We start from the raw sequence: 26,017 nt of genomic DNA on the forward strand, positions 1-26,017 counted from the left end.
ACGAAGATGGGTAACGGCCTGGTTAACGCATGAAAGGCCCGGCGGGGTTGGGCCACGCGGCTACAAAGCCACCGGGCCGGCGGGCCGCTCCTCGTCATACGCCACCGAATCCTCATCTTCATACACGGTGTTTTCCAGGTCATCAACGCAAGTTTCGAGCTGGGCTACTTCCTCCTCCCTTTCGGCTAGCTGCTGCTTCAGGGCCGCAATTTCACGGGCCTGCTGCTGCTGGGCGGCTTCGAGCTGCGCGAGGCGCGCCTGCCCGGGCTGGCACGCGGGCAGGACCACCACTAGGGCAGCGGCCAGCAGGCTCAGGCGGCTTATCCGGGCAAGTGAGGAAGGTTTCATCGTCCCAAAACTACGGAGAACCGCACGGGCAGTTCCGAGCGTCATGCAGAGCGCAGCGAAGCATCTGGCCTGCTCAACGCAATTCAATCGGTAAGTTTACCGGTGGCTGGCAAGATGCTTCGCTGCGCTCTGCATGATGTTCTACTTGTTTTATTCCATCCGCTCGCGCTAATACATAATATCGTGCACTGCCTCCACCTTGGGCGGCAACTCGGTTTCCTGCAGCAGCTCGCGGATGTCGATTTCGATGTTGCGGCAGATGGACGTCATCGGCACGTCGTAGATGTCGTTTTCGAAGGGATTTTCGCTGGTGTGGCCCACGATTTCAATCACGTTGAACACCCACGACACCAGTACCGAAAACGGCACCATCAGCCACACATGGTACTGGCCCAGGGCGGCGCGGCTGTCGAACTCCTCTACCAGGCCCAGCGGCAGAATGGCGGCAAACACCCACACAAACACGAAGCTAAAAAACGCGAACTGCCGCGGAAACGGCGTGTTTTTGATGCGCTCGCAGCCGCCCTGCGCGTTCAGCAAATCCTGAATCGTCTGCATCATGGCCACCTGCCGAAACTCGGTAATCTGGCCGCGCTGTTCCAGCTCGCGCAGCTCCACGCTCTGGCGGCGCAGCAGGTGGGTGGGCGGGTTGCTGAGGAACTTGGCCTCGGCGGCTTCGGCAGCGGGCAGGAACGGCGCCACTTCGGTATCCCAGAGCTCGGCCGTCTGGCGGCGCAGGTGCAGGCGTAAGGCATTGCACCAGGCCACCTGGCGATACAATAAGCGACGGTGCGTTTCGGCCAGCTCGACCGGTCCCAGCCCGGCGGTGCCCGTCGGCATCTGCACAAAATCGAAAGCCCGGATGGCCCACACGCGGCTGGTGTTTACGATGCTGCCCCATAGCTGCCGGCCTTCCCAAAACCGGTCGTAGGAGCCGTTGCTTTTGAAGCCGATATAAAAAGCCACGGCCGTACCGAGCAGCGCCACCGGCTGCCACGGAATATCGAGCACGTGCACGTTGAGCGGCCCGTAGAGCAGGCACACCAACGTGTTATAGATAAGGAAAACGAGGAGGCTGCGGCGCGTGAGGCGCCACACCACGCCCCAGCGCAGGTTTTTACGAACGTACATAGGTGCCTGAAACCGGTCGCGGCACTCGTGAGTTGCGCCGCGGCCATTAAAACGACGTTAATTACCCCCGGCTGCCCTCAGCTTTTCAGCACGGCAATGCACTTGAGCTCGATGGCGATGGGCGTGGGCAGGCAGTTGATTTCGAGCGTGGTACGGCAGGGCTGGGCCGTGGCAAAATGCTCGGCGTAGAGGCGATTATAGGTCGGGAAGTCGTCCTTCATGTTGGTGAGGAATACGGTGACGTCGACCAGGTCGTCCCACTCCGCGCCGGCTTCCTCCAAAATGTAGCGCACGTTCTGGAACACGGCCCGGCACTGGCTTTCGAAGTCGTAGCGCACCACGCCGCCGTCGGCATCGAGCTCCACACCGGGAATGGCCGGCTGCCCGCGCTGGCGCGGCCCCACGCCCGACAGGAACAGCAGGTTGCCCGCGCGGCGGGTATACGGGTAGGCCCCAACGGGCTCGGGGGCGCGGCTTTCGGTGGTCATGGCGGTGTTTTTTAGGGTTGAGCTTACAGTATTCGGCGTCAAATAACGTCATCCCGGCGAGAGGTGAATTTATCGGGCCGGCGGGGTGTCGTTATTTGCAGGCCGGCGCGGCATTGTTTTGGCCAGGCCGGGCTTGGTTTTCGTTTAATGAACAAACTACAGAACAGTCATGCAGAGCGCAGCGAAGCATCTTGCCCGCGCAATGCAATTCAATCATTATTGATTAGTGACTGCGGGCAAGATGCTGCGCTCTGCATGACGTTCTATCACCATCACGTCCTCCCCCTCACTCCACCTCCCCTTCTACACCCCCATGAAATCCTCGTCCCTCCTGCTGCTCGGCGGCCTTAGTTTCTTCAGCGTCAGCTTTTCGGCCCAGGCCCAGAAACGCAAGATGCCCCCTAAGCCCTCGGCTACCGAGGTGTACGACTCGGTGGGTCAGCCAGCCGTGCCGCTGGGCGGCACCGAGAAATACGCCCAGTTCCTGGCCGACCACCAGAAGTATCCGGCCGCCGCCATGCAGCGCGGCGCGCAGGGCACCGTGAAGGTGAGCTTCGTGGTAGAAAAAACCGGCACCGTGAACGAGGTGAAGGTGGAAAGCCCCGTTGCGCCGGAGCTTGACGCCGAGGCCATTCGCCTCATCAAGAGCGGCCCGAAGTGGACGCCGGCCAAAAACCACGGCCAGGTGGTGCGCCAGCGCGTGGTGGTGCCCGTGTCGTTCGTGATGTCGCCGGGCTCGACGGTGGTAATGCGCGCCGGCAAGGACCAGCCCATTACCACCCCGGCCGCCGACATTGCGGCTTCGGCCAACCCCAACCGGCCCGCCGTGGTGGCCCCCGACCGCCCCACCCAGCCCGTGGGCGGCAACCAGGCTTTCTTCGACTGGATTGAGAAGAACCAGAAATACCCCCTGCTGGCCCGCCAGCGCAAGATTCAGGGCAAAGTCATCATGGAATTTGTGGTGCAGGCCGACGGCAGCCTCACCGATGCGCGCATCGTAAAACGCCTGGGCTCGGGCCTCGATGAAGAAGCCCTGCGCCTCATCAAAGCCGCGCCCAAGTGGGAGCCGGCCATGTTTCAGGGCAAGCCGATAAAGCAAAAGATGGTGTTGCCGGTTCTGTTTCAATTGTAGAACGACACTCCCCTCCTTACCAAGGAGGGGACATTTCAGCGCAGCTGAAATTGGGGTGGTTGTAGGCGTTGCAAAACAGCGGCTGCATGCCCTCCAAACATTATACGCGCCAGTCGTTCAATGCCACCCTGCGGTGCCACCACCCCCGTCCGAGCCTGCGGCTCGAACAACCCCTCCTTGGTAAGGAGGGTAGTTTCTTCGCCCCTCCACTCCCACCCCGCCCATGCTCTCCGCCTGCTCCATCGTTGCCCCCAAAAAGTCCGCTGTCACCCTTTCTCCGCCCGCCCAAATCTGGCCTCACCAGACGCGCTACCGAGAAGGTGCACAGGCCCTGGCGGTGGATTTGTTCGATGCGCTTGACGACGACCTGAAGCCCTTCGTGCTGCTGCTGGCCCTGCCCGCCGACGACTCGCACCCCGCCCGCTGCATCGAGCCCACCGATACCAGCCTCCCCGGCGCAGCCTTCTCCGACGCCGTGGCCCGGGGCCGCGTGAAGCAGCTGACCACGCCCTGGCCCTTCCGCGACCGCGACGACGTGCCCGCCGCCGCCATCCGGCGCAAGCACCAGGGCATTGGCATTCGCGATGCCGTGCAGGAAACCCTCGATGCGCTGGACGAGCAGCAGGGCAACTACGTGCACTTTGCCGGCTGGCCGGTCGAAATCAACGGCTACTTTGTGGTGACGGTGCTGCGCCTGCTGCGCAAGCCGCTGAAGGCCTACCCTTCGCTGCAGCCCGCCCGCTACTACACCGATGGCAAGCCGCTGGCCCCGTCGCTGCTGCTGGCCGCCATGTACCGCTTCAACGAGGAAGGCGTAAAAGCGCTGAGCGAGCCCGAGCCGGGGGCCAGCATTTTCGTGCGGCCCCGCGAGAGCGAAGAACTGCTGCGCGCCGCCGGCAAAACCTTCCTCGATACGCCCGCCCAGGCGCTGGGGCTCGACCCGGCCACCACCAAGCTGTTTGCCACCTGCAACACCATCAGCAGCCTACGCTACGAAGGGGCCGAGGGTGTGGGCAAGCTGCTGCTGGCCCGCCGCGGCCACCCCAACATCGAGGAAATTTTCGCCCTCACCTGCCCCACCGAGCTCACCGACTACCGCGCTGTGCGCAAGCTGCTGGAAATGGCCACGCCCGACGTGCACCTGCTCTCGGATGGTGAAAACGTGTACGCCCTGGGCCGCCAGGTGGGCCACTACGATGCCGTGCGCGAAGATTTGTTCGTCATCAACTTCGTGACGCACTACGCCTGGGAGCTGCAGCACGCCAGCCACGTGCTGATGCGCTCGCACTACGGCCTGCCCGGCCTGCCGCGCCCGCGCCTGAGTCGCACCGCCTTCCGCAAAGCCCTTAAGCGCACCTTCTCGCTCGCCGACGCGCCCAAAGTGGAGCGCCTCTGGGACGTGGTGCTCGAAGCCAGCCGCCAGAAGCACGGCACGCTCCTCGTCATCACCACCGAAGCACTGGCCGAAGCCGACCGCCTCAAGCTGCAGTGCACGCTCATCGAGCCGGTACCGCTCACGCCGCTCATCACCCGCCTCGTCACCAGCATCGACGGGGCCGTGCTGCTCGACCCCGACGGTTACTGCTACTCCATCGGCGTGATTCTGGACGGTCGCGCCTCGGGCCGGGGCGATGGCACCCGCGGGGCCCGCTACAACTCGGCCCTGCGCTACATCGAAAGCTCGGCCTACCCCTGCCTGGCCGTGGTGGTGAGCGAAGACGGCATGGTGGACGTGTTGACTTCGGTGCGGGAATAAAACCCCCTGCTCTTTATGTGTCCGAACTGCTTTTCTTCAGGATTCACGAACTTCCCATCCTATCGGAAATTCGAGGCTTTTGAAGCTGAGCTGCACCAGAAACTGTCGTGGCAGCAGTTGCACCGCGTGGCGGTGCAGCCCGCCACCGCAGCCGATTTCTACGAGCCGGACGTTGCCTATCGCTGTGCAGCCTGCACCGAAGTCTGGGCCCTCTCGCCGCCCGATAATGCGTGGCGCGGGTACTTCCTGCCGGTAGCCGACGCCAAGGCCCACCGCCGTCGTTTGCGCCACCTCGATACCCTGAAGGGAATTATCGGGCTGGCCGGCTTGCTGGCGCTGGCTACTCTGCTCTATTTTCTGACCAGATAACCCGGCGTGCTATTCACCTACCGTTTCGCCCGAAACGACCATGTGAGCCGAAACACTGCCACTACGTCGCCCGCTTCATCCACGCCGGTGCTGGTGCATACCACAGTGCGGCCCTCGCCGGTAGCGCGGCTCTCGGCCACGGCCCGGGCAATGGCCGCGCCATCGGGGCAGGTGAAGGTGATGAGGCCCACGGCTTTTTTCGTGAAGTCGCCCTGAATGCCGGTTACCAGCATCGAAACCGGCCCGCCCGTCTGCACGTGCATCATGGCCTGAATGCCACTAGCCAGCTCGGCCGCCATGGCCAGGCAGGCGAAGTAGAGGCTGCGAAACGGGTTTTGCGTGAGGTATTTGTAGCGAATGGTCACCGCTGCCATTTCCGGCGTGAGCTGGGTGAGGCGCAGGCCCGCCAGCCAGGCCATCGGCAGCTTTTGCAGCATGAAAAGTCGCAGCTTCAGCGGGTTCAGCACCTGACGGCGGAAGGCGGCGGCTTGCGGGGTGTCGGTGGTGGTCGGGGTCATGGCTGGCAATTTGGAAATGCTGCTATAAAGCACCCGTAAAGAACGTCATGCTGAGCTTGCCGAAGCATCTCTACCGCGCAACGCAATCCAATCAACAGGATTACTGCTGCAGTAGAGATGCTTCGGCTGCGCTCAGCATGACGTTCTTTTTCGTCTTTAAAGTAGCCGCAACTAGCTCTTCTTATCCAGCACCAGCACCACCTTGTTCCAGTTCGCGGCGGCATTCACCACGGCGCGGAAGGCTTCGAAATCGGCTTTGGGCCAGCGGAGCTGGCGGTAGTTTTCGGCCACGGTGACGGTGATGGTCTGGCCATTCTGCACGTAGGATGAGCGGAAGTCGAAATCGGGCTTGGCGGCATCGGAGCCGGCTTTTACGTCCACGTTCAGGTCGTTGAGGTTGCGCACAGCGTAGCCGGCCGGCACGTCGAAGCGGATGGTGCGCAGGTAGCGGTGGTTGTTGTCATTTTCCACGTCGAACTGCCGCTCCTCCTTCTGGTACAACTCGGTTTGCGGGCCCAGCAGCGTGCCGATTTTGAACAGGTAGCGCGGCCCGGCTTTGTCGAGCAGCGCCGCCGATTCCATCTGGCCTTCCACGATAAAGGGCTTGTCGAGCGGGCTGATGTCGCGCTCCGTGTTGCGCACCTCCAGCATCTGGAAGTTGCTCGCGTCGGGCACCACCGACTTCTGCAGGCCCTGCAGAATCTCGGTGCGCTTGGCTTCCGGAATCATCGTCCAGAAGGGTTGGATTTCGGCCGCCGGGTAGCCGCCCAGCGTCTGGCGCAGGCGAATGGTGCTGTTGCTCAGGTCGGGCGCGAAGGTCACGGTGGCGTCGATGTCCTGCGAGCTTTGGTCAGCTCCGAGGGCCGGAATATCCTTCACCTTGCCCACGGCCGACTCCACATTGCCCAGCTTCACGCCCTTGATAAACAGACCGGTGCCGCCCGTCCAGTCGGCTGGCAGCATGCCGTAGCGGTAGTCGGGCCGGCTCGGAGCCAGGTACTCGCCGGTGGCCGGAAAATAGAAAGCAAAGTGGTCGAGGTAGTTCCAGGTATCGAACGTGCCATCAAAAGGCACAGCTTCGCGGCTGCTGGTCACTACCACCTCGAAGTCGATGCCCATGGCGCGGTAAATGGCGGCCATTAGGTGGCTGAAGCCGGTTTCGGGCGCGTTATGGGTTGCTACTATCTGCTCAAGGTTGCCGCTGGCTCCTTCTTCGAGGTTAAAATTCAGCTTCACGTAATTTTCCACGGCCCGGATGCGGTCGGGCAGCGGCAATACGCGCACGGGTATTGTGACCAGCTTGCTTGCTTCCAGCACTTTGGTGACGGCTTTGGCCTCGTCCTTGGTCAGGCTGTTCACGCTGCGGTACACGTACTGGCTGGCATCGGCCCAAGTGAACTGACGCACCTGGCCCTTGCTGGCCATGTAAGCCAGTTTGTACTCGGCGCGCATGCGCTGGGCCTTCACGTTGGCAAAAGCCTCGTCGCGCAGGCCGGATACGTTGTCGAGGTGCAGGTGCAAGGCCCGACGTTCGGCCATGGTGGTGTCGGGCGTCATGGCCGGGCCGTGGTATACCCGCGCTTCGAAGGTGAGGGATTTGGGCGAAATCAACTCGAAGGTTACGTCGTGGGCCGGCGTGTCGCTCTGCAAAATCTCGCTGCCGAAGTGGTTTACGCGGCGCTCGCGGGTGTAGAAATATTCGATTTCGGAGCCCTTCTCTACGCCATCCACGGCAAACACGCGGAAACCGCGGCCGCCTTCCTGGTCCTTCAGCTCCTTCATGTCGGCAGCCTTTACCTCGTGCACCTCGCCGCGCGGGCCAATGGTGCGGGCCTTGATGTCGACGGGCGCGCCCGAGGCCAGCACAGGCACCACAATCTTGTTGTAGTTCTCGATGCCGTCGGACGAGTTCACGCGCACAATGCGGTGCTCGGTGGCGAACAGGCGCACGTCTTTGGCAGCCTTATCGTAGTAATACTCTAGGCTGGTGAAATCGCGGAGCACAACGGCCGGCAGCTCTGCTTCGGCCGCCGAAACGGGCAGGCGCTGATGGCGCTTGGTGTCCCAGTTGTAGCCGGCGTGAATGAGGTCGGGCGGCAGGGTTTGGGCCGAAAGCGAGGCCGAAGTCAGCAGGAAAACGGCGAGGAAAGGAAGGCGCATGAGTTGGGGAGGTAGTTTATCTCCTGTCATCCTGAGCGCAGCGAAGGACCTTATCACGTTCGAATTAATTGTTCAAGCGTGATAAGGTCCTTCGCTGCGCTCAGGATGACAGAGAAGGTTCGGAATGACCGTTAAATTTTCTTTTTCTTCAAAATCACCACTTCGCGGTAGGCACTGCCGAGTTTGCTCACCACCGAATTCCAGTTGCCAAACTGCTTGGGCTGAAGCAGCAGGTAGTTCACGTACACCTCGCGGTCCTGGACGATTTTGTTGCCCATTTGCTCGTAGCTCACCTTGAAGCCGAGGGCATCGCCCTGCGCCTGCACCGTGGGCGGCAGGTAGCTCACCTCGTAGCCGGCCGGCACCACCAGCTCGGTGCGGGTGTGGTCGGTGTGGGCGAATTCGTTGTAGCGCGGCAGCTTGCGAGTGGTCGAGTCGATGCGGTCGGTGGCGTACGGCCGCTCCAGGCTCAGGTTGATGTATACTTCGTCATCCACCTGCTGCACGTAGTCCTGCAGGCGGTAGTCGTAGCTGATGCTCAACGGCTGGTCGCGGGTGTCGAGGTTGGCAATGCTGTATTTGTCGACGAAGAACTTGTTGTTGCCGCGCTCCAGCAGCGCCTTGATGTACTTGGGCTCATCGGTGCGGTCCAGCCCATCGAGGCCGTAGCTCTGGTTTACTTTAGAATAGCCGGCTAGGCTCAGCTTGCCGGTACCGCGCAGCATGGTGCCGTCCAGGGTCAGCACCGACGCATCGTCGACGCCGCTGCGGCCCTTATCCATGGCCGGAATGTCCACCACGCGGCTGTTTTTGGGGTCGAGGCCCAGCAGGCCTTCCTTGCCCTGAATCATGGCCGAGGGCATGCCGTAGGGCGTGTGCTTGCTGGTGGCATCGAGAAACACATACTTGCCCGGCGTGGGCTCGTAGGTGGCAATCATGTGGTTATCAACGCCGGGCGTGGCCAGCTCGCCGTATTTGTAGGGCAGGTCGCGGGTGCCCACCCAGGTCAGGTAAGCGGTTTTCACACCGGCCAGGTGCAGCATTTCGTTGGTGAGGTTGGCCATGTCCTTGCAGTCGCCGTAGCGGCGGGCGTACACCAGCCCGGCATCGTGCGGAATGAAGCCCCGCAATCCCTGCTCGAAGGCGATGTACTTCACGTTGTCCTGCACCCAGTAGTACACGCGGCGCACTTTCTCCTCTTCGGTCGCAGCGCCAGCCACCAGCGAATCGACGCGGTGCTGCAATGCCGGGCTGGGCTGCCGGTCGATGCGGCGCACGAAGTCGGCGTACATGTTATACAGCTCCGGCACGCCCGACAACAGCTTGCGACTCTGACCGTTCACGGGTGCCTCCTGCACGAAAAACACGATGTGCGGCAGGTAGTAGCTGCTTTCCGGGCTGTCTTCCTCGCGGGGCGGGCTGGGCAGGTTGTCGGCTGTCCAGCGGTACACCACCTGGCTGCCCTTTTCCTCTTTGGAGTACTTGATGGGCGTGTTTTCGGCGTGGAAAGTTTTGTAGCCAATCATTACGCCCTTTGGGGCCGTGATGGTGAGCTCGGCGTGGCGCACGGGCACGTAGGAGCCTACGAAAAACGGCATCACAAACCGGGCATCGACGTGGCGCACGGTGTAATCGGTTTCGGTGCGCGCGCCCGGCGACACGGCCGGAAACGTGAACGAAACGGAGCGCGTGTCGTCAAAAAATACTCCCGACTGAATTTCAAACTTGTCCTTGAAATCCGTCACTTTCACCGTTTTGAACTTCTCGCCGTTGGGCACCAGCGTGCGGGCCTCCAGCTTTTGCAACCGGTTGAAGTGCGAGCTATACACCCGGTCGTTGGCGTACATGGCCGACTGTTCGGCCAGGTGCAGCATGTCGGCATGGTGGCGGTCAACGACCTGCACCGAGTCGTTGCGGATTTCCACGGTCAGGTCCTGGCGCATTTCCAGGTACACGGCTTTTTCGCCGGGGTATTGCTGGCGCATCTGCGTGAGGAGCTGGCTGGCCGGCGCCTGGGCGCGGGCCCCACCAGCCAGTAGCAGCGCGGGGAGTAGTAGAGAGTATTTGCTCATGAAATAAGGAAAGAGTATAGCGTAATCGACTTAAAGTTAGGGGATAGTCGCGGTATTTGGTACTGGCTGCGATTAGTTGCCACCATGACCGGAATGCAAAGCCCAACGAAGCATGCAGCCCGTCACTATCGCATTTATTCGGAGGGGCTGAGTGACGTAGTAAAGATGTTTCGCGGCGTTCTGCATCACGTTTTTCCATGTGCTCAATATTTGCTCAACGTCCCTCCAGCTACCCATTATTGTCCCCTATGCAATACCCATCGGTGAGCTGCAGCGTCAGGGCGCGGCGTGCGGCGGCAGTTGCTTCGGCGCACTTTCCATCACACTTTCACAACACGGTCAGTTCGTTCCACCAGGCGCTAGCATACGGCAGACCGTCGGGCAGACCGGCCTAGTGCTTGGCAATGACCTTGAAATAAGATTCCCGTCTGTGCAGAGCTATACCCGCTTTCACCAGTTGGCCGGGCCGGAGCCACGCAATGGGGGCTTGTTGGGCCGCACCCAGGCGCGGGCCCGCCAGCAGCGCCAGCGCAGCGCCACAAATCGCAGTCGACATAAAACAAAAAATCAGGAGGCAGAGCAGGCAGTTTCCCGGCTTCGGGCCGGCGGAATGGCACCCACGTTACCACAATGATAAGCAGCCGAAACGATTGATTTCGCCCGCTGCTCATCTTTTCCTGACCAACGGCTATTTTTTCCGTTTCGGCGCGGCCGGCGGGGCAGCAATCGGTTTCGCCGCCGGCCGCACTACCAGCTCCTGGTAGCCAAATGTGGCATCGGTTTCGCGCCGGAAATCCAGCTGCGGCAGCTCACCCAGCACGATTTCGGCCGTGGTGTACACCCGGCAGCCATCGAGCAGGTGGCCGCCAATGGTGCGCCCGGTGCTGTCGGAAATCGCCAGGTGCAGGTGCGAGCCGTTGACGGAAAGCGTGCCCACCAGCGACACAATCTCGAAATGCCCTTTATAAACCGTGGGCCCCTCCTGATTGGCCAGCCGCAACGTGGCCACCGTGAGGCTGCCCACGCAGGTGAGCATGGTGCCGGCCGCAATGTGATGTTGCTGCACAAAGGCGGTGAGCTGCTGGCGCAGGTCATCGCCCGGCTTCAGGCGCAGGGCGTAGGTTTTCAGAGTGGAGGATTGGGCAGCGGGCACGGCAGCTGGGGTTTGGGCCAGCGCGGGCGCAGCCAGCAGAAATAACGAGAATGCGAGACGGGTAGTCATTGACCCAAAGAACGTCATACGCCTGTCATCCTGAGCGCTGAGCGCTGAGCGCAGCGAAGGACCTTATTACGCTTGAACAATTAATTCGAACGTGATAAGGTCCTTCGCTGCGCTCAGGATGACAGGCGTATCCAAACCGTCAATACGTCGACTACTTGCTGAACCGCACCGTGCCGTAACGCACTTTGATGTTGACGTTGCCCGCCCGCTGGGCCGGCAGCACCGACCCGAACACCCCCAGCACGTCGCTGGTCTGGGGGCCATTTTCCTGCGAAAGCACGCGCACCAGGTTTTTATCAACCAGCAGCTGGCCCTGCTCGGTGCTCACGTCGAAGCGGAAGGCTGGCGCATCGGCAAAGCCCAGGCGAATGGTGCTGAAACCGCCGTCGAGGTTGATTTGGCGGAAGTTGGCGCCCATGTCGCGCACTACAAAATCGGGGCAGTAGCGCACGGCCATGTCCAGGCCCTCGCTCAGCTTATCGATGGTGAAGCGCGAGTAGCCCGACGAGCCGCGCAGGTTGCGCACCGTGCCCAGGGCCACGTCGCCGTACTTGCTGTGCACCGTCAGGTCCTGCACCGTGCCGATGTCCACGTCGGAATAGTTGTTGCGCAGGTCCACCGTGGTGCCTTCATCGAGGCGCAGCTGGGCGTAACTGGCATCGATGCTGGCGCGGCCGGCGAAGGCAATGCGGCAGTCGCCGTTGCCAATGCGAATGAGGTTGCGCGGGCCTTCGAGGCGGGCCGTGCGCAGAGTGCCGTATTCTACGGCCAGTTCGGTGTTGCCGCGCAGGTCGTTGTTCAGCGTCACATCGCCAAAGCTGTCGTAGAGGCGCAGGGCGGTGGTGCGGGGCAGCCACACGGTGTAGTTCACCTGGTAGCGGCAGCCCCCGGCCCGGCCGCGCAGGGCGGGACCAAACTGCGTGCTCACGGCCACGCCGCCGGTGCGGGCATCGTAGTCGAGCCACTGCACGCCCAGCGATTCCAGCACCTGCTTGGCGCCGGCATCGGTTTCGGCGCGGGCCACCAGCTCGGCATCTACTTTAATTTCGGATTTGCCCCAGGTGTTCACCTGCACCCGGCCGTAGCGGGTATCGAGCGAGAAAGCCCGCCCCTGCTTCGGCACCGCAAACGAGCGGCTGATGCGGCGGCGCTGCTCCACCTGCAGTTGGGCGGCAGTTTCGGGGCCGTCGGGCTGGTCGGTGGCGGGGTTTTGTGGTCCCTCCTGCTGGCTGGCGGGTTGCTGCTCGGCAGGCGCGGTGCTGCCAAACAACGCCTCAGCGGCGCGGCGGGCTTCCGGCGACATGATGTGCACGGCCACGCCCGGCCCCACGGCCACCCAGCGGCCCGCGGGCGCAGCATCGGCCAGCGCCTGGGCTTGAGCAGCGGGTTGGGCCAGGAAGCCAGCCAGCAAGCCGGCCAGGCTCAGCCCGCACACCTTGCGAAAAACCGTGTATTGGCTCATTCGGCGCGGCGGCTATCGGCCAGCACGTAGGCCCCGGCGTTGGGGTCGGCTTCGGCGGGCGTGTTGCTCAGGTTCAGCTGGCGGTCGAGAATATCGAGGCGCACCTGCAGGTTGCGGTTCATGGCCGTGAGCACGGCGTCGGGCTGCGGGTGTTGCAGCAGTTGCTGCTTCAGCACGCGGTAGCTCGAATCGAGCGAGGCCAGCTCGTGCTGCCAGTCGGCATTCATGGCCACCATGCCGGGGCCGCTTAGCTGGCTCAGCTCCGCTTGGCGGCGGGCCAGCTGGTTGGTGTAGTAGGCTTCCATGCCGCGCACGGCGCGTACCAGCTGGCTGTCGGCCCCGGTGGTGTGCTCGGCCGCCGTCAGCGATGTGGGGTTGCCGCCCTGGTACAAGGCATCGTCGGCACCGCTGGCTACACTGCCCAGCGTAGCGGCGGGCACGACCACCTTCGCAACTTCGCCCCCGGCCACGCGGGCCTTCCAGACTTCGCTGGCGCCGGCCGCAAACACCAGCAGCGCCAGCGCCGCCGCCACGCCGTAGCGCTGAAACCAATTGGCACGGCCAGCTTCCGCAGTCGTTGCCGAAGCAGCCGGGGCAGCCACCGGGGCAGCCCATTCCTTAACCACTGCCGGGGCAGCAGCTTCGGCAGGCTCGTCGCTCAGGCGCATGGCTGGCGCGGTGGCATTTAGCTGCTGCTCCAGGGCGGCCCACAGGTCGGGGCGCGGCTCGTGAGTGTCGAAATCGGCGCGGTGCCGCTCGACAAAGTTTTCGAGAGAATTCGTTTTTGGGGTATCCATGAATGAGTAGCAGACGCACGATTCGTCCAGGTTCAGGGCGGGCTGCGGGGCTATACGAAAACCGCAGTCGGGCGAAAAAGGATGAAGGGTAGTTGAACGGTTAGATAATGATTTATAGCGGATAAACTTTAGCTCAGGCCGCGCTGGGCGGCCAGTTCGCGCAGTCGCACCCGGGCCCGGCTGTACTGCGACTTGGAAGTAGATTCGGAAATGCCCATGATACCGGCAATTTCGAGGTGGTCGTAGCCTTCGAGCAGGTACAGGCTCAGCACCACGCGGTAGCCGTCGGGCAGCTCCTGAATGCAGCGGCGCAGCACGTCGGCGCGGTAGTGGGTATCGGCTTCGTCTTCGGCTGAGTACGACGCCGACTCAGCCGGCTCGTCGTGGTGCTGCTCGCCCAGCGGCACCAGCGCCAGCCGCCGCTGCCGCAGGCAATTGATGCTTTTGTTCACCACAATCCGCTTCAGCCAGGCCCCGAACGAGGAGTCGCCCTTGTAGCCGCTCAGCTCCCGAAAGGCGCTCAGAAACGACTCTTGGAGCACATCTTCGGCCTCAGCGTAGTCGCCGGTGATGCGCAGGGCCGCGTTAAACATGGCCTTGGAATAGCGGCGGTAAATCTCGGCCTGGGCCTGGCGGTCGTTGAGACGGCAGCGCTCCACGAGCGGGGCATTGATGTCGACGTAGGCGGAAATGGACTGGGCTTCCATGCAGAAAACGAGGTCTTAAAAGTGCTTAAGCAACCCATAGACCACGCGTTGGGTTCAGGGGTTGCACGGCAAATTACGCGGCAAAAACACGGCCGCCAAACCTTCGGCGGGGCAGGCAGTTTCATGGCAGCGAAATAAAATTTTGGCATTTCGCATTTTCGTCCTTTACATTTGCCCCCAGCAACCCTCGTTTAGAGGCGCTATTACTTTTTATACAGAGGCGCGGAGAGACAGGCTCGACGAAACGCCGGCAACCCCCACTAGTTGGAACGGTGCCAAGTCCTGAGATATAAAAACCGCCGTGCGCAACTCCATCAATCTCCGCCTGCAACCCACCGCCCTCGCCGCTTCGCGCCGGATGTGTTGTTGCATGCCCTGCTCCCTGGCCGCTATGCTGGGGACGATTGCTGGTTGTTGAACTAGGGCTTCTCTTCCGGCGGCTGTTGCGACGGCCACCCCGCTTCCCTTTTGTGGTGATTGATTCATTGCGCGACGCGTAGCGGGTTTTTGCGGCCTTCGTGGCCCATTCTGGTTTTTTCTGCGGAGAAAAACTCCCCTTCCCATCATGGCATTACCCCTTGAAAGCCAGGTCGCTGCCCTGCGCCGCTACCTGCCCGAGTGCTCGGTACCGGAAACCCTGGCCCTGCTGGCCGACCATTTCCCCGGCCGCGTCTCCTTCTCCACTTCCTTCGGCCTCGAAGACCAGATTATCACGCATTTTATCTTCGAAAACGAACTGCCCATCCGGGTTTTCACCCTCGATACGGGCCGCAATTTTCAGGAAACCTATTCGACCTGGAACAAGACCCTGCTGCGCTACGAAAAGCCCATCGAAGTATTCGCCCCCCACAGCGCAGCCATCGAGGAGCTGACCCGCCAAAAAGGGCCCAACAGCTTCTACGAGAGCATCGAAAATCGAAAGGAATGCTGCAACATCCGCAAGGTGGAGCCGCTTTCCCGGGCGCTGGCCGACCAGCAGGTGTGGGTGACGGGCATCCGCGCCGAGCAGTCGGCGAACCGCCAGACCATGCACCCGGCCGAGTGGGATGCGGGCCACAATCTCATCAAAGTGCACCCGCTCTTCGACTGGACCTGGGCCGAGTGCGAAGCCTTTGCGCAGGCCAACGGCATCCCCGTTAATCCGTTGCACCAGAAGGGTTTCGTGAGTATCGGCTGCGCGCCGTGCACCCGGGCCATTGCGCCGGGTGAGGATTTCCGCGCCGGCCGCTGGTGGTGGGAAGATGCGGCGGCCAAGGAGTGCGGCCTGCACACCACCACCGCCCACCAGGGCCTCGACCCGGTGGTGGAGCGAATGCCGGGCTAGGCCCAAACCGCTGCGCTGGCGGCCGGGCCGCTGGCGCTACTTTCTTCCCCAAAGGCACCGCGTGCGGGCCTTATCCCACCCTCCCTCTTCCGGTTTTTCCATTTCGCCCGATTTTTTCGGGCCATGACTTCCTACGCCAATGCCAACCGCTGCTTATCTCGATTACCTCGACCGTTTGGAGGCCGAAGCTATTCATATCCTACGTGAAGTGGCCGGCCAGTTCGAGCGACCCGCGCTTTTGTTTTCCGGCGGTAAAGACTCGATTGCCCTGACCCGACTAGCCGAAAAAGCCTTCCGGCCGGGCAAGTTTCCGTTTCCGCTGGTGCACATCGATACGGGCCACAACTTCGAGGAAATCATCAATTACCGCGACGAGCTAGCGGCGCATTTGGGCGAAAAGCTGATTGTGCGCCGCGTGGAAGACACCATTCGGGAGCGCGGCCTGCACGAGCCGGGCGGCAAATACCCCAGCCGCAACCCGCTCCAAACCTACACGCTGCTCGATGTGATTGAGGAGTTTGAGTTTGACGCCTGCATCGGTGGGGCGCGGCGCGATGAGGAGAAGGCCCGGGCCAAAGAGCGCATCTTCTCGGTGCGCGACGACTTTGGCCAGTGGGACCCCAAGCGCCAGCGCCCTGAACTGTGGAACATCTACAACGGCCGTATTCAGAAAGGGGAAAACGTGCGCGTGTTTCCCATCTCGAACTGGACGGAGCTGGATGTGTGGAATTACATCCAGCGCGAAAACATCAAGCTGCCAGGTATTTACTTCTCGCACGAGCGCCAGTGCGTGGTACTGCCCAGCGGCCAGCTCCTGGGCTTCAGCGAACACCTGAACCTGGACGACACCGACGAAATTGTGAATCGCCGCGTGCGCTTCCGCACCGTGGGCGACTCGACCTGCACGGCCGCCGTGGAAAGCGACGCCGCTTCGGTCCATGATATTATCCAAGACCTGCTGCTGGCCAAAGTGAGTGAGCGCGGGGCTACGCGCCTGGATGATAACCTCTCGGAAACGGGGATGGAAGACCGGAAGCGCAACGGGTATTTTTAGATGGGGACTTGGGGTCTAGAGACTTCGGGCCTTGGTTTTAACACCACCCAGCCATCTAAAACCCTACCTGCTTATCAATTAATTACCCGAGGTACTCCATAGCCTGCAAGAACAAAAACCAAGCCCCCAAGACCCTAAGTCCCCAAGTCCCCAATACATGGACCTTCTCCGATTTATCACCTGCGGCAGCGTTGACGACGGCAAGAGCACGCTCATCGGCCGCCTGCTGTACGACAGCGACTCGGTGTCGCTCGATGTGCTGGCGACGCTGGAAAAGCGCCGCGCCACCACCGGCGGCGACGTCGATTTGGCCCTGCTCACCGATGGCCTGAAGGCCGAGCGCGAGCAAGGCATTACCATCGACGTGGCGCACAAATACTTCACCACGCCGCGCCGCAAATTCATCATCACCGATGCGCCGGGCCACGTGCAATACACCCGCAACATGGTGACCGGCACGAGCAACGCCGACCTCGCCATTGTGCTCGTAGATGCCCGCCAGGGCGTAATTGAGCAGACGCGGCGGCATACGCTGCTGGCCTCGCTGCTGGGCATTCAGCACTTTGTGCTGGCCGTGAACAAGATGGATTTGGTGGGCCACGAGGAAGTGATTTTCCAGAAAATAGTGGCCGATTACGCGGCCATTGCCGAGCAGTTGAAGCTGCCGAGCGTGGTGGCCATTCCGCTCAGCGCGCTCAATGGCGACAACGTGGTGCGCCGTTCTACTTTCCTGCCCTGGTACCACGGCCCCAGCCTGCTGGAGCACCTTGAAAGCGTGCCGGCTACCATTGATGCCAACCCGAATGAGCCGCGCTTCCAGGTGCAGTATGTGATTCGGCCGCAGACGGAGGAACTGCCCGACTACCGGGGCTACGCCGGCCGGATTCAGAGCGGCACCTACCGCCCGGGCGACCGGGTGCGCATCTGGCCCTCGGGTCTGGAAACGGTGATTGAGGCCATTGAGGTCAACCAATTGGAAGTGGCAGCGGCCAGTGCCCCGCAGGGTGTGGTGCTGCGGCTGCGCGATGATGTGGACGTGAGCCGGGGCGCAACCATTGTGCCCGTGAGCGCCCACCCGGCCGTGGTGCGCGAGTTGGAAGCCACCCTGTGCTGGATGGACGAGCGGCCCTTGCGTGCCGGCCGCAAGCTACTGGTGCAGCACCACGCTGCCACGGTGAAAGCGGCGGTGACCACCATCCTCCAAAAAACCAACATCGAAACTTTCGAAAGCCAGGGCACCGACGAGGCCCGGCTCAACGACATCGTGCGGGTGCGCCTGAAAACTGCCCTGCCGCTGGTGGCCGATGAGTACCGCCAGAACCGCGTGACCGGCGCCTTCATCCTGGTGGATGAGCAAACCGGGGCCACGCTGGCCGCTGGCCTTATCGCTGCCACCGACCCCGAGTATTTCACCGAGGAAGTGCCCGCCGAAGCGGTGTTTTCCATCTAGTATTTGTTGAATATCATGGCTGATTCCCCACTCTTTTTGCCCCGCCTGACGGTGGTGGGCGCGGGCCCCGGCGACCCTGATTTGCTGACGCTGAAAGGTGCCAAAGCCCTGGCCGCCGCCGATGTGGTGCTTTACGATGCGCTGGCCAATGATGCGCTGCTGGCGCACGTCCGGCCCGGCGTGCCGCTGATTTTCGTGGGCAAGCGCAGTGGCTTTAAGGCTTACACCCAGGAGGGTATCAACGACCTGATTGTGCAGCAGGCCTACCGCCACGGCCACGTGGTGCGGCTGAAGGGCGGCGACCCGTTCGTGTTTGGGCGGGGGCGCGAGGAAATGCTGTACGCCGAAGCCCACGGGCTGGCTACCGACTACGTGCCAGGCATCAGCAGCGCGGTGGCGGCGGCGGGCAGCGTGGGCATTCCGGCCACGCACCGGGGCTTGAGTGAAGGCTTTCGGGTGCTGACGGCCACCACGGCCGATGAGCAGCTTTCGACAGCGCTACTCGAAGCGGCCCAGACGCCCGGCGTGACCACGATTATCCTGATGGGTATGAGCCGGCTGGCGGAAATCGCGGCGCTGTTTGCCCGCTACGGCGGGGCCGACGTTCCGGCCGCCATCATCCAGAATGGCACGCTACCCACTGCCCGCGTGGTGGCCGGCACCGTGGCCGACATTGCCACGCGGGCTAGCAGCGCCGGGCTGGGCGCGCCGGCCGTGATTGTGTTGGGCGACGTGGTGCGGCTGATGAAGCAGTCCGCCGCAGTAGATGCCAGAGGCACTGAGCTGCTACCAGAATTGCTGACTTACGCGAAAGTGGCTTAGAGCATAAGTCTTTCCACCTGTCGCCTCCACCTGATTGTATCTGAACTGATTATGTCCACGCTCCCCATTCTTCCACCTTACCTCGACGAGGCGCAGCTTCAGCAGCTTAGTACCGGTTTATCGGCGCAGCAGCTGGTGTGGCTGAGTGGCTATTTCTACGGCCAAGCCACCAGCGGCGGCGCGGCAGTTGCAGCTGTCGCGCCTGTCCCCACCGTGGCGGCGGCCCCGGCCGAAAAGCTGACTATCCTCTACGGCTCGCACACCGGCAATGGCAAGAAAGTGGCCCAGCAAGCCGCCGAGGCAGCGCGGCAGCGCGGCCTCACCGCCGAGGTGCGCGACATGAACGACTACCCTACCCGGCAGCTGGCGCAGGAGCAAAATATGCTCGTCATCGTGAGCACGCACGGCGAAGGCGAGCCGCCGATTTCAGCCGAGGAATTGCACCAGTTCCTGCACGGCCCGCGCGCGCCCAAGCTGCCGAACCTGCGCTTCGCCGTGCTGGCGCTGGGCGATACCAGCTACCTGCACTTCTGTCAGACGGGCAAGGATTTCGACCAGCGCTTGGCTGACTTGGGTGGTACTCGGCTGCTCAACCGCGTGGATGCGGACGTGGATTACCAGGTTGCCGCTGACCAGTGGATTGAGGCGGCTCTGGGGAAAATTGCGGGAGCAACAGCCACAGTCGTTGCATCTGCAGGCACTGTAGCTGCTGTAGATACTGTGGCTGTTTCCGCCGCCTCATCCACCAATCCAATAATCCAGCCATCCACCCATTCAGCCATCCACCAGTTCACCCGCGAAAACCCCTGGCCGGCGCGGGTGCTGGAAAGCATCCAGCTGAACGGGCGCGGCTCGGATAAGGAGACGTACCACCTAGAGTTGGATTTGGCCGGCTCGGGCCTGCGCTTTGCGCCCGGCGATGCGCTGGCCGTGCGCCCCCGCAACCACGACCCGCTGGTGGAAGAAGTGTTGCGCGCCGCCCGTCTTTCCGACTCCGCGCCGGTGCAGCTGGGAGCCGAAAGCCTGCCGCTGGCCGCCGCCCTGGCCAGCCGTCGCGAGCTTACCGTGCTCACCCGCGACGTGCTGGAACGCTACGCCGCCTTGGCCCCGCACGCCGAACTGCATGGCCTGCTGGCCGACACCACGCGCCTCCAGCCCTACCTCTACGGCCGCGATGTGGCCGACTTGCTCACCGATTTTCCCACCGACCAGCTCACTGCCCAGCTGCTGGCCGACACGCTGCGCCCGCTGCCCAGCCGTGCCTATTCCATCGCCAGCAGCTTACTGGCTCACCCCGACGAAGTGCACCTCACCGTGGGTGCCGTGCGCTACGAGGCCCACGGCCGCCGCAAGCACGGCGTGTGCTCGTCGTTCCTGGCCGACCGCGTGGCCGTGGGCGACGAGGCGCGCGTGTTTGTGGAGCCCAACGAATACTTCAAGCTGCCGCAAAATTCGGCTACCGACATCATCATGGTGGGCGCGGGCACCGGCATCGCGCCCTTCCGCGCCTTCGTGGAAGAGCGGGTGGAGCTGGGCGCTACGGGCCGCAACTGGCTGCTGTTCGGCAACCCGCACTTCACCACCGATTTCCTGTACCAAGCCGAGTGGCAGCAGCACCTGAAAAAAGGTGGCTTAGCGAAGCTTGATGTGGCTTTCTCCCGCGACCAAGCCGAGAAAATCTACGTGCAGGACCGGCTGCTGGAGAATAGCCGTGAGGTGTTCAGCTGGCTGGAGAATGGCGCGCAATTCTACGTGTGCGGCGATAAAAACCGCCTGGGTAGTGCGGTGCAGGCAGCCCTCACGCAGGTGGTGCAGCAGGAAGCCAGGCTGTCGGCTGAGGACGCGGTGGCTTACGTGAAGCACCTGCGCAAGCAGCGCCGCTACTTGGAGGATGTGTATTAGAACGCTGCCAAAAATCTAAAAGCCCGTCATGCAGAGCGCAGTGAAGTATCTCGCGTGCCACCACTAATCCCAGACGATTGGATTACTATCACACGCGAGATGCTTCGACTACGCTCAGCATGACGCCTTTTTTCCCTCACCCCAACCATCTATGAAAACCTCTTCCACCACTAGTTCCCCCTGTTGTTGTCGAATGCGCCCGCTTACGAGCTACTCATTTTTGACTTCAACCTCCCCGATTCATGAAATCCTATTACCCCTCGTTTCTCCTTTTCCTCCTCCTGTTTCTGGCTAGCCTCAGCGCCGCTTTTGCCCAAACGCAACTTATCGCCATCAGCGGCGTGGTGCACGAGAAGGGCACCAACGAAGCGCTGCCCGGCGTGAGCATTAGCGTGAAAGGCGCCAGCACCGGCACCCAGAGCGACGGCGACGGCAAATTCGCCCTCAAGGCCAAGCTGACTTATCCGTTTACGCTCGTGTTCAACGCGCTGGGCCACGAAGCGGTGGAGCTGGAAATCCTGAGCAGCAGCCAGCCGCTGAATGTAACGCTCGAAGCCAAGGGCGTGCTTACCAATGAGGTCGTGGTATCGGCCTCGCGGGTGGAGGAAAGCCGGTTGAAATCGCCGGTGGCCATTGAAAAGCTCGATATCCGCGCCATCAAGGAGACGCCCGCACCCAGCTTCTACGACGCGCTGGAAAACGTGAAAGGCGTGCAGATGCTCACCAGCAGCCTCACCTTCAAGGTGCCGAATACGAGGGGCTTTAACATCCCCAACAACTTCCGTTTCATGCAGCTGGTGGATGGCGTCGACATGCAGGCGGCCACGCTGGGCGTGCCGCTCGGCAACGCCATTGGGCCCACCGAGCTCGACATTGCCAGCGTGGAGGTAACGCCCGGCGCGGCCTCGGCCCTCTACGGCATGAACGCCATCAACGGCATGGCCAACCTCACCACCAAAAGCCCCTTCACCTACCAGGGCCTGAGCGTGTACCAGAAAGTGGGCGTGAACCACGTGGGCAGCGCCGCCGACCGCAATACCAGCGCCCTCACCGAAACCGCCATCCGCTACGCCCAGGCACTGGGCAGCCGCTGGGCCTACAAGGTGAACGTAGACTACCTGCGCGGCACCGACTGGCTGGCCAACAACCAGACCGACCAGAACCCCCAGGGCCTTAGTACGTCCAACCCCGCCTTCCCCGAGCTGGCCGGCGCGGCCAACCCGGCCGCCGACCGCTGGAACCGCTATGGCGATGACACCAACTCCTCGCTGACCGTAACCATCCCCTACCAGGGCAAAAACCAGGCGTTTACTGTCACGCGCACCGGCTACTACGAGAAGGATTTGGTGAACCCCATCGTGCGCAACATCAAGGCCGATGCCAGCCTGCACTACAAGCTGACCGAGAAGCTGGAGCTGAGCTACGGCTACCGCTTCGGGCTGATGGACGGCGTGTTTCAGCGCGGCAACAAGATTCAGCTCGATGGCGTGACCGTGCAGAACCACAAGCTGGAGCTGAAAGGCGCGGACTTCGTGGTGCGCGCCTACACTCTGCTCGAAAACACCGGCGACTCCTACAACCTCAACCCCCTGGCCCTGAATCTGGACCTGCAAAACGGCTCGAATACCGTGTGGGGCAACAAATTCAAAACCGCGCTGCAGAACCAGTTGGCCGCCGGCACCGCCCTCGCGCCCGCCATGGCTGCCGCTCGCGCCGCCGCCGATGCCGGCCGCGCCGAGCCCGGCACGCTCGCTTTCGATGCGCTGAAAGCGCAAATTGTAGCCACCAACAACTGGGACAGCGGCGTGAACGTGGCCGGCGCACCCACGCCCGGCGGCGCGGCGCTTTCGCAGCATAGCCGAACCTACCACACCGAAGGCGTCTGGAATCTGGGCCCGCGCGTGAAATTCGTGGATTTGCTGGTCGGCGCCGATGCCCGCGTGTACCAGATTATCCCTGACGGCAACAATTTCGTGGATTTCAGCCTGCCCCTGGCCGAGCGGAATCAGGCCGGCGGCGACTTCGTGTACTACAAGAAATACGGCGCTTTCGGCCAAGCCACTAAGCTCTTGTTTAATGAAAAACTGAAGCTCACTGGCTCTTTGCGCGTTGACTACAACCCCGAATTTACCGCCAAGGTGAACCCGCGCCTAGCTGCCGTGTACACCGTGGCCGAGAAGCACAACTTCCGCGCTTCGTACCAAAACGGCTGGCGTTTCCCCTCGCTGTTTGAGGCTCTGTCCTTCGTAAACAACGGCAACGTGCGCCGCGTGGGCGGCCTCGCCCGCGTGAACGAGGGCTTGAACTACCTGCAGAACTCCTACACCCGAACCAGCATCGACCAGTTCAATGCGGCTGTGAATGCCTACGTGGCCGCCAACGCCGGCAGCACCGCCGCCCAGGCCGCCGTGCTGCCCCAAAACCGCGACCTACTGAAAGTCGCCAACCTGCCTACCGAGCAGCCCGAGCAAATCAACGCCTACGAAGTGGGCTACCGCAGCGTGCTCTTCGATAACCGTCTGGCCATCGACGCCGACGCTTATTACAACGTCTACTCCGGCTTCCTGGGGCAGGTGGAAGTGAGCGTGCCCAAGGACGCCAACGGCCAGCAGGTGTCTGTGGGCTCCGATGCCGCCGCCCTGGCCGCCTTGCGCGCCAACCGCGACGCCCGCCAGGACCGCTACCGCGTCTACACCAACTCGCGTCAGGACTACCACAGCTACGGCTCCACGCTGGGCCTCACCTACAACTTCTACCAGAAGTTCACCGTGGCTGGCAACGTGAACTACAACGCCCTGTCCAAGAATGACCAAGCCGATGTATTCGTGACCGGCTTCAACACCCCGAAATGGGCCACCAACGTGTCCGTCGGCAACCGCGAAATCGTGAAAAACTTCGGTTTTAACGTGAACTGGCGCTGGCAGGACACATTCTATTGGGAAAGCCCGCTAGCCAACGGCCAGGTGCCCGCCTATTCTACTTTGGATGCCCAGGTGAACCTGCGCGTGCCCACGCTGAAATCCACCATTAAGCTCGGCGGCACGGACATTCTGAATAAGCGCTACTTCCAATACGCCGCCGGCCCCACGATTGGGGCGCTGTACTACGTGAGCGTGGTTTTCGACGCCACGGTGCTGCATTAACGTTCGCCTCACCCCCGGCCCCTCTCCGGTGGAGAGGGGAGCCAATCTAATTATAGTGCATGCCTCAGCCGGTGCAAGCACTAAGACAGCTACCTGATTTCAAGAAATCAAACCCAACGCCGCACAAGCTAAAGCATGTGCTACAAGTAACGTCCACGCCGCCGTGGATCCCCTCTCCACCGGAGAGGGGCCGGGGGTGAGGCCCAACGCCAGAACAATGTCCCAAACTCCCAACCTCTCCGAAGTTGAGCACGTCAAAACCGCCAGCCGCTACCTACGCGGCACCATTGTCGAAAGTCTCAACAACCGCCTCACTGGCGCGCTGAACCACGACGACACCCACCTCATCAAGTTCCACGGCTCCTACCAGCAAACCGACCGCGACCTCGATTCTGAGCGCAAGCGGCAGAAGCTGGAACCGCTGTTTTCCTTCATGATTCGGGTGCGGGTGCCGGGCGGCGTGGCCAGCGCCGCCCAATGGCAGCGCATGGATGCCTTGGCCGACGCCTACGGCAACGGCACGCTCAAGCTCACCACCCGCCAGACCTTCCAGCTCCACGGCGTGCTGAAGCGCGACCTGCGCCCCACCATCCAGGGCTTCAACGATGCCCTGCTGGACAGCATCGCGGGCTGCGGCGACGTGAACCGCAACGTGATGTGCAATGTGAACCCGCACGAGTCGGTGGTGCACAGCGAGGTGCAGGCCGTAGCCGCCAATATCAGCGCCCACCTCACACCGCGCACCACGGCCTACCACGAAATCTGGCTCGACGGTGAGTTGCAAAACACCACCGAAGCCACCGACGACGCAGAGCCCGTCTACGGCAAAACCTACCTACCGCGCAAGTTCAAAATCGCCCTGGCGCTGCCGCCCTACAACGATTCGGACATTTTCTCGAACGACATCGGCCTCATCGCCATCGAGGAAAACGGCCAGTTGCTGGGCTTCAACGTAGCCGTGGGCGGCGGCCTGGGCATGACTTTCGGCCTGCCCGAGACCTACCCTCGCCTCGCCGACCTCATCGGCTTCGTACCCACCGAAAACGTGGTGGACGTGTGCGAGAAAATCGTGACCATCCAGCGCGACTGGGGCAACCGCGAAAACCGCAAGCTCTCGCGCCTCAAGTACACCATCGACCGCGCTGGCTTACCTGCCTTCGTGGCCGAGCTGCACCAGCGCCTGGGCTACGAGCTGGCCGAAACCCGTCCCTACCAGTTCCACAGCTCCAGCGACGCCTTTGGCTGGAGCATTGCCTCCAACGGTCTGGCCCACTTGGTTTTGTTCGTGGAAGGCGGCCGCGTCCTCGACCGGCCCGGCTACCGCCTCAAAACCGCGCTACGCGAAATCAGCGCCTTCCACACCGGCGAATTCCGCCTCACCGGCAACCAGAACCTGATTCTGGCCAACATCGAGCCGGCGCACCGCGTCCGCATTCAGGCCATCCTCGAAAGCTACGGCGCGGCCCCGCAAGCCGAGCAGTTCACCGCCCTGCGCCGCAACGCGCTGGCCTGCGTGGCCCTGCCCACCTGCTCGCAGGCCTTCGCCGAAGCCGAGCGGTACCTGCCCCAGCTGCTCGATAAGCTCGATGCCGTGATTCGCGCCTACGGGCTGGCCGAGGCGGGTATTCTGATTCGGATGACGGGCTGCCCTAATGGCTGCGCCCGGCCCTACCTGGGCGAAATCGCGCTGGTAGGCAAGGCTCCCGGCCGCTACAACCTCTACCTCGGAGCCAACCACGCCGGCGAGCGCCTCAACAAGCTCTACCGCAAAATGCTGGACGAGGATGGCATCCTGCGTGAGCTCGCCCCGCTGTTGGCCGCCTACGCCGCCAAGCGCCAACTCGGCGAGGGTTTCGGTGACTTCGTGGTGCGAACCGGCGTGGTAGTGGCCACCATCCACGGGCTGAATTTTCACGCTTAAAGTGACGGTTCTCAATAATCGTCTGTCATCCTGAGCGCAGCGAAGGACCTTATCACGATTGAACGAATTGCTCAACCGTGATAAGGTCCTTCGCTGCGCTCAGGATGACAGGCAACTAGGAAGTGTTAACAGTGATTGTTAGCTTGGGTAATGGAAACAATGCTCACCGACGCACAATGGGCGCGCTTGGCGCCGCTGTTGCCGGGCCGGGAAGGTACGAGCGGGGGCCGCGGGCGCGA

Annotated in this window: 20 protein-coding genes and 1 riboswitch; of the genes, 10 read left to right on the plus strand and 10 right to left on the minus strand. The window is 62.3% G+C overall.

What is annotated here, in order from left to right; genetic code table 11:
• Nucleotides 1–60: 60 nt before the first annotated feature.
• From MON38_RS05135 to MON38_RS05145, 3 genes are all read right to left on the minus strand, one after another.
• Nucleotides 61–348: a hypothetical protein gene (locus tag MON38_RS05135; RefSeq protein ID WP_241935059.1), complete on the minus strand. Its 288-nt coding sequence runs from the start codon at nucleotides 346–348 to the stop codon at nucleotides 61–63.
• A 168-nt stretch (nucleotides 349–516) separates the two neighbouring features.
• Complete coding sequence (locus MON38_RS05140) at nucleotides 517–1,479, minus strand: bestrophin family protein (protein ID WP_241935060.1); 963 nt, start codon at nucleotides 1,477–1,479, stop codon at nucleotides 517–519.
• Between the two features lie 77 nt (nucleotides 1,480–1,556).
• Entirely contained in the window at nucleotides 1,557–1,967 is a 411-nt protein-coding gene (locus MON38_RS05145) for a RidA family protein (protein WP_241935061.1), read from the minus strand.
• Nucleotides 1,968–2,280: 313 nt separating this feature from the next.
• On the opposite strand from MON38_RS05145, the gene MON38_RS05150 reads away from it, so the two are divergent.
• From MON38_RS05150 to MON38_RS05160, 3 genes are all read left to right on the plus strand, one after another.
• Entirely contained in the window at nucleotides 2,281–3,099 is an 819-nt protein-coding gene (locus MON38_RS05150; protein ID WP_241935062.1) for an energy transducer TonB, read from the plus strand.
• Nucleotides 3,100–3,322: 223 nt separating this feature from the next.
• Entirely contained in the window at nucleotides 3,323–4,855 is a 1,533-nt protein-coding gene (locus MON38_RS05155; protein ID WP_241935063.1) for a DNA integrity scanning protein DisA nucleotide-binding domain protein, read from the plus strand.
• Between the two features lie 15 nt (nucleotides 4,856–4,870).
• Nucleotides 4,871–5,224 carry a hypothetical protein gene (locus MON38_RS05160; RefSeq protein WP_241935064.1) on the plus strand — a complete coding sequence of 118 codons (354 nt, stop codon included), beginning with the start codon at nucleotides 4,871–4,873 and terminating at the stop codon, nucleotides 5,222–5,224.
• A 17-nt stretch (nucleotides 5,225–5,241) separates the two neighbouring features.
• On the opposite strand, the gene MON38_RS05165 is transcribed toward MON38_RS05160, so the two are convergent.
• The 7 genes from MON38_RS05165 to MON38_RS05195 form a co-directional block, all read right to left on the minus strand.
• Complete coding sequence (locus tag MON38_RS05165; protein ID WP_241935065.1) at nucleotides 5,242–5,742, minus strand: PaaI family thioesterase; 501 nt, start codon at nucleotides 5,740–5,742, stop codon at nucleotides 5,242–5,244.
• 171 nt (nucleotides 5,743–5,913) lie between these two features.
• Nucleotides 5,914–7,902, minus strand: coding sequence for a DUF3857 domain-containing protein (locus tag MON38_RS05170; protein WP_241935066.1), 1,989 nt, complete (start codon nucleotides 7,900–7,902; stop codon nucleotides 5,914–5,916).
• A 131-nt stretch (nucleotides 7,903–8,033) separates the two neighbouring features.
• Entirely contained in the window at nucleotides 8,034–9,974 is a 1,941-nt protein-coding gene (locus tag MON38_RS05175) for a DUF3857 domain-containing protein (RefSeq protein ID WP_241935067.1), read from the minus strand.
• Between the two features lie 688 nt (nucleotides 9,975–10,662).
• A complete protein-coding gene (locus MON38_RS05180) occupies nucleotides 10,663–11,196 on the minus strand; it encodes a PPC domain-containing DNA-binding protein (RefSeq protein ID WP_241935068.1) in 534 nt (177 codons plus the stop codon).
• 151 nt (nucleotides 11,197–11,347) lie between these two features.
• A complete protein-coding gene (locus MON38_RS05185) occupies nucleotides 11,348–12,658 on the minus strand; it encodes a hypothetical protein (protein ID WP_241935069.1) in 1,311 nt (436 codons plus the stop codon).
• Nucleotides 12,655–13,455, minus strand: a complete 801-nt coding sequence (locus MON38_RS05190) for a hypothetical protein (protein WP_241935070.1) — start codon at nucleotides 13,453–13,455, stop codon at nucleotides 12,655–12,657. Before MON38_RS05190 ends, MON38_RS05185 begins: the two co-directional genes overlap by 4 nt.
• 128 nt (nucleotides 13,456–13,583) lie before the next feature.
• On the minus strand, nucleotides 13,584–14,162 hold the full coding sequence (locus MON38_RS05195; protein ID WP_241935071.1) for an RNA polymerase sigma factor: 579 nt from the start codon (nucleotides 14,160–14,162) through the stop codon (nucleotides 13,584–13,586).
• A 207-nt stretch (nucleotides 14,163–14,369) separates the two neighbouring features.
• Nucleotides 14,370–14,458: riboswitch (SAM riboswitch) on the plus strand.
• Nucleotides 14,459–14,727: 269 nt separating this feature from the next.
• Between MON38_RS05195 and MON38_RS05200 the strand changes: the two genes are divergently transcribed.
• The 7 genes from MON38_RS05200 to MON38_RS05230 all read left to right on the plus strand — a co-directional run bounded on the left by MON38_RS05200 (nucleotide 14,728) and on the right by MON38_RS05230 (nucleotide 25,778).
• Entirely contained in the window at nucleotides 14,728–15,486 is a 759-nt protein-coding gene (locus tag MON38_RS05200) for a phosphoadenylyl-sulfate reductase (RefSeq protein WP_241935072.1), read from the plus strand.
• A gap of 139 nt (nucleotides 15,487–15,625) precedes the next feature.
• Nucleotides 15,626–16,540, plus strand: coding sequence for a sulfate adenylyltransferase subunit CysD (gene cysD, locus MON38_RS05205; RefSeq protein ID WP_241935073.1), 915 nt, complete (start codon nucleotides 15,626–15,628; stop codon nucleotides 16,538–16,540).
• Nucleotides 16,541–16,697: 157 nt separating this feature from the next.
• Nucleotides 16,698–17,990, plus strand: coding sequence for a sulfate adenylyltransferase subunit 1 (locus tag MON38_RS05210; protein WP_241935074.1), 1,293 nt, complete (start codon nucleotides 16,698–16,700; stop codon nucleotides 17,988–17,990).
• A gap of 15 nt (nucleotides 17,991–18,005) precedes the next feature.
• A complete protein-coding gene (cobA, locus tag MON38_RS05215) occupies nucleotides 18,006–18,812 on the plus strand; it encodes a uroporphyrinogen-III C-methyltransferase (RefSeq protein WP_241935075.1) in 807 nt (268 codons plus the stop codon).
• 51 nt (nucleotides 18,813–18,863) lie between these two features.
• The gene (locus MON38_RS05220; RefSeq protein ID WP_241935076.1) at nucleotides 18,864–20,714 is read left to right on the plus strand and encodes an assimilatory sulfite reductase (NADPH) flavoprotein subunit; all 1,851 of its coding nucleotides are present in this window, start codon (nucleotides 18,864–18,866) and stop codon (nucleotides 20,712–20,714) included.
• A gap of 242 nt (nucleotides 20,715–20,956) precedes the next feature.
• Entirely contained in the window at nucleotides 20,957–23,857 is a 2,901-nt protein-coding gene (locus tag MON38_RS05225; protein ID WP_241935077.1) for a TonB-dependent receptor, read from the plus strand.
• A 217-nt stretch (nucleotides 23,858–24,074) separates the two neighbouring features.
• Nucleotides 24,075–25,778, plus strand: coding sequence for an NADPH-dependent assimilatory sulfite reductase hemoprotein subunit (locus MON38_RS05230; protein ID WP_241935078.1), 1,704 nt, complete (start codon nucleotides 24,075–24,077; stop codon nucleotides 25,776–25,778).
• Nucleotides 25,779–26,017 lie beyond the last annotated feature (239 nt).

This window comes from Hymenobacter cyanobacteriorum (assembly GCF_022631375.1).
GTDB classification, from domain to species: Bacteria; Bacteroidota; Bacteroidia; order Cytophagales; family Hymenobacteraceae; genus Hymenobacter; species Hymenobacter cyanobacteriorum.

What these genes read in the sequence shown, in the direction of transcription:
- MON38_RS05135 (WP_241935059.1), bottom strand. Translation starts at nt 348, where the DNA reads ATGAAACCTTCCTCACTTGCCCGGATAAGCCGCCTGAGCCTGCTGGCC.
- MON38_RS05140 (WP_241935060.1), bottom strand. Translation starts at nt 1,479, where the DNA reads ATGTACGTTCGTAAAAACCTGCGCTGGGGCGTGGTGTGGCGCCTCACG.
- MON38_RS05145 (WP_241935061.1), bottom strand. Translation starts at nt 1,967, where the DNA reads ATGACCACCGAAAGCCGCGCCCCCGAGCCCGTTGGGGCCTACCCGTAT.
- MON38_RS05150 (WP_241935062.1), top strand. Translation starts at nt 2,281, where the DNA reads ATGAAATCCTCGTCCCTCCTGCTGCTCGGCGGCCTTAGTTTCTTCAGC.
- MON38_RS05155 (WP_241935063.1), top strand. Translation starts at nt 3,323, where the DNA reads ATGCTCTCCGCCTGCTCCATCGTTGCCCCCAAAAAGTCCGCTGTCACC.
- MON38_RS05160 (WP_241935064.1), top strand. Translation starts at nt 4,871, where the DNA reads ATGTGTCCGAACTGCTTTTCTTCAGGATTCACGAACTTCCCATCCTAT.
- MON38_RS05165 (WP_241935065.1), bottom strand. Translation starts at nt 5,742, where the DNA reads ATGACCCCGACCACCACCGACACCCCGCAAGCCGCCGCCTTCCGCCGT.
- MON38_RS05170 (WP_241935066.1), bottom strand. Translation starts at nt 7,902, where the DNA reads ATGCGCCTTCCTTTCCTCGCCGTTTTCCTGCTGACTTCGGCCTCGCTT.
- MON38_RS05175 (WP_241935067.1), bottom strand. Translation starts at nt 9,974, where the DNA reads ATGAGCAAATACTCTCTACTACTCCCCGCGCTGCTACTGGCTGGTGGG.
- MON38_RS05180 (WP_241935068.1), bottom strand. Translation starts at nt 11,196, where the DNA reads ATGACTACCCGTCTCGCATTCTCGTTATTTCTGCTGGCTGCGCCCGCG.
- MON38_RS05185 (WP_241935069.1), bottom strand. Translation starts at nt 12,658, where the DNA reads ATGAGCCAATACACGGTTTTTCGCAAGGTGTGCGGGCTGAGCCTGGCC.
- MON38_RS05190 (WP_241935070.1), bottom strand. Translation starts at nt 13,455, where the DNA reads ATGGATACCCCAAAAACGAATTCTCTCGAAAACTTTGTCGAGCGGCAC.
- MON38_RS05195 (WP_241935071.1), bottom strand. Translation starts at nt 14,162, where the DNA reads ATGGAAGCCCAGTCCATTTCCGCCTACGTCGACATCAATGCCCCGCTC.
- MON38_RS05200 (WP_241935072.1), top strand. Translation starts at nt 14,728, where the DNA reads ATGGCATTACCCCTTGAAAGCCAGGTCGCTGCCCTGCGCCGCTACCTG.
- cysD (WP_241935073.1), top strand. Translation starts at nt 15,626, where the DNA reads ATGCCAACCGCTGCTTATCTCGATTACCTCGACCGTTTGGAGGCCGAA.
- MON38_RS05210 (WP_241935074.1), top strand. Translation starts at nt 16,698, where the DNA reads ATGGACCTTCTCCGATTTATCACCTGCGGCAGCGTTGACGACGGCAAG.
- cobA (WP_241935075.1), top strand. Translation starts at nt 18,006, where the DNA reads ATGGCTGATTCCCCACTCTTTTTGCCCCGCCTGACGGTGGTGGGCGCG.
- MON38_RS05220 (WP_241935076.1), top strand. Translation starts at nt 18,864, where the DNA reads ATGTCCACGCTCCCCATTCTTCCACCTTACCTCGACGAGGCGCAGCTT.
- MON38_RS05225 (WP_241935077.1), top strand. Translation starts at nt 20,957, where the DNA reads ATGAAATCCTATTACCCCTCGTTTCTCCTTTTCCTCCTCCTGTTTCTG.
- MON38_RS05230 (WP_241935078.1), top strand. Translation starts at nt 24,075, where the DNA reads ATGTCCCAAACTCCCAACCTCTCCGAAGTTGAGCACGTCAAAACCGCC.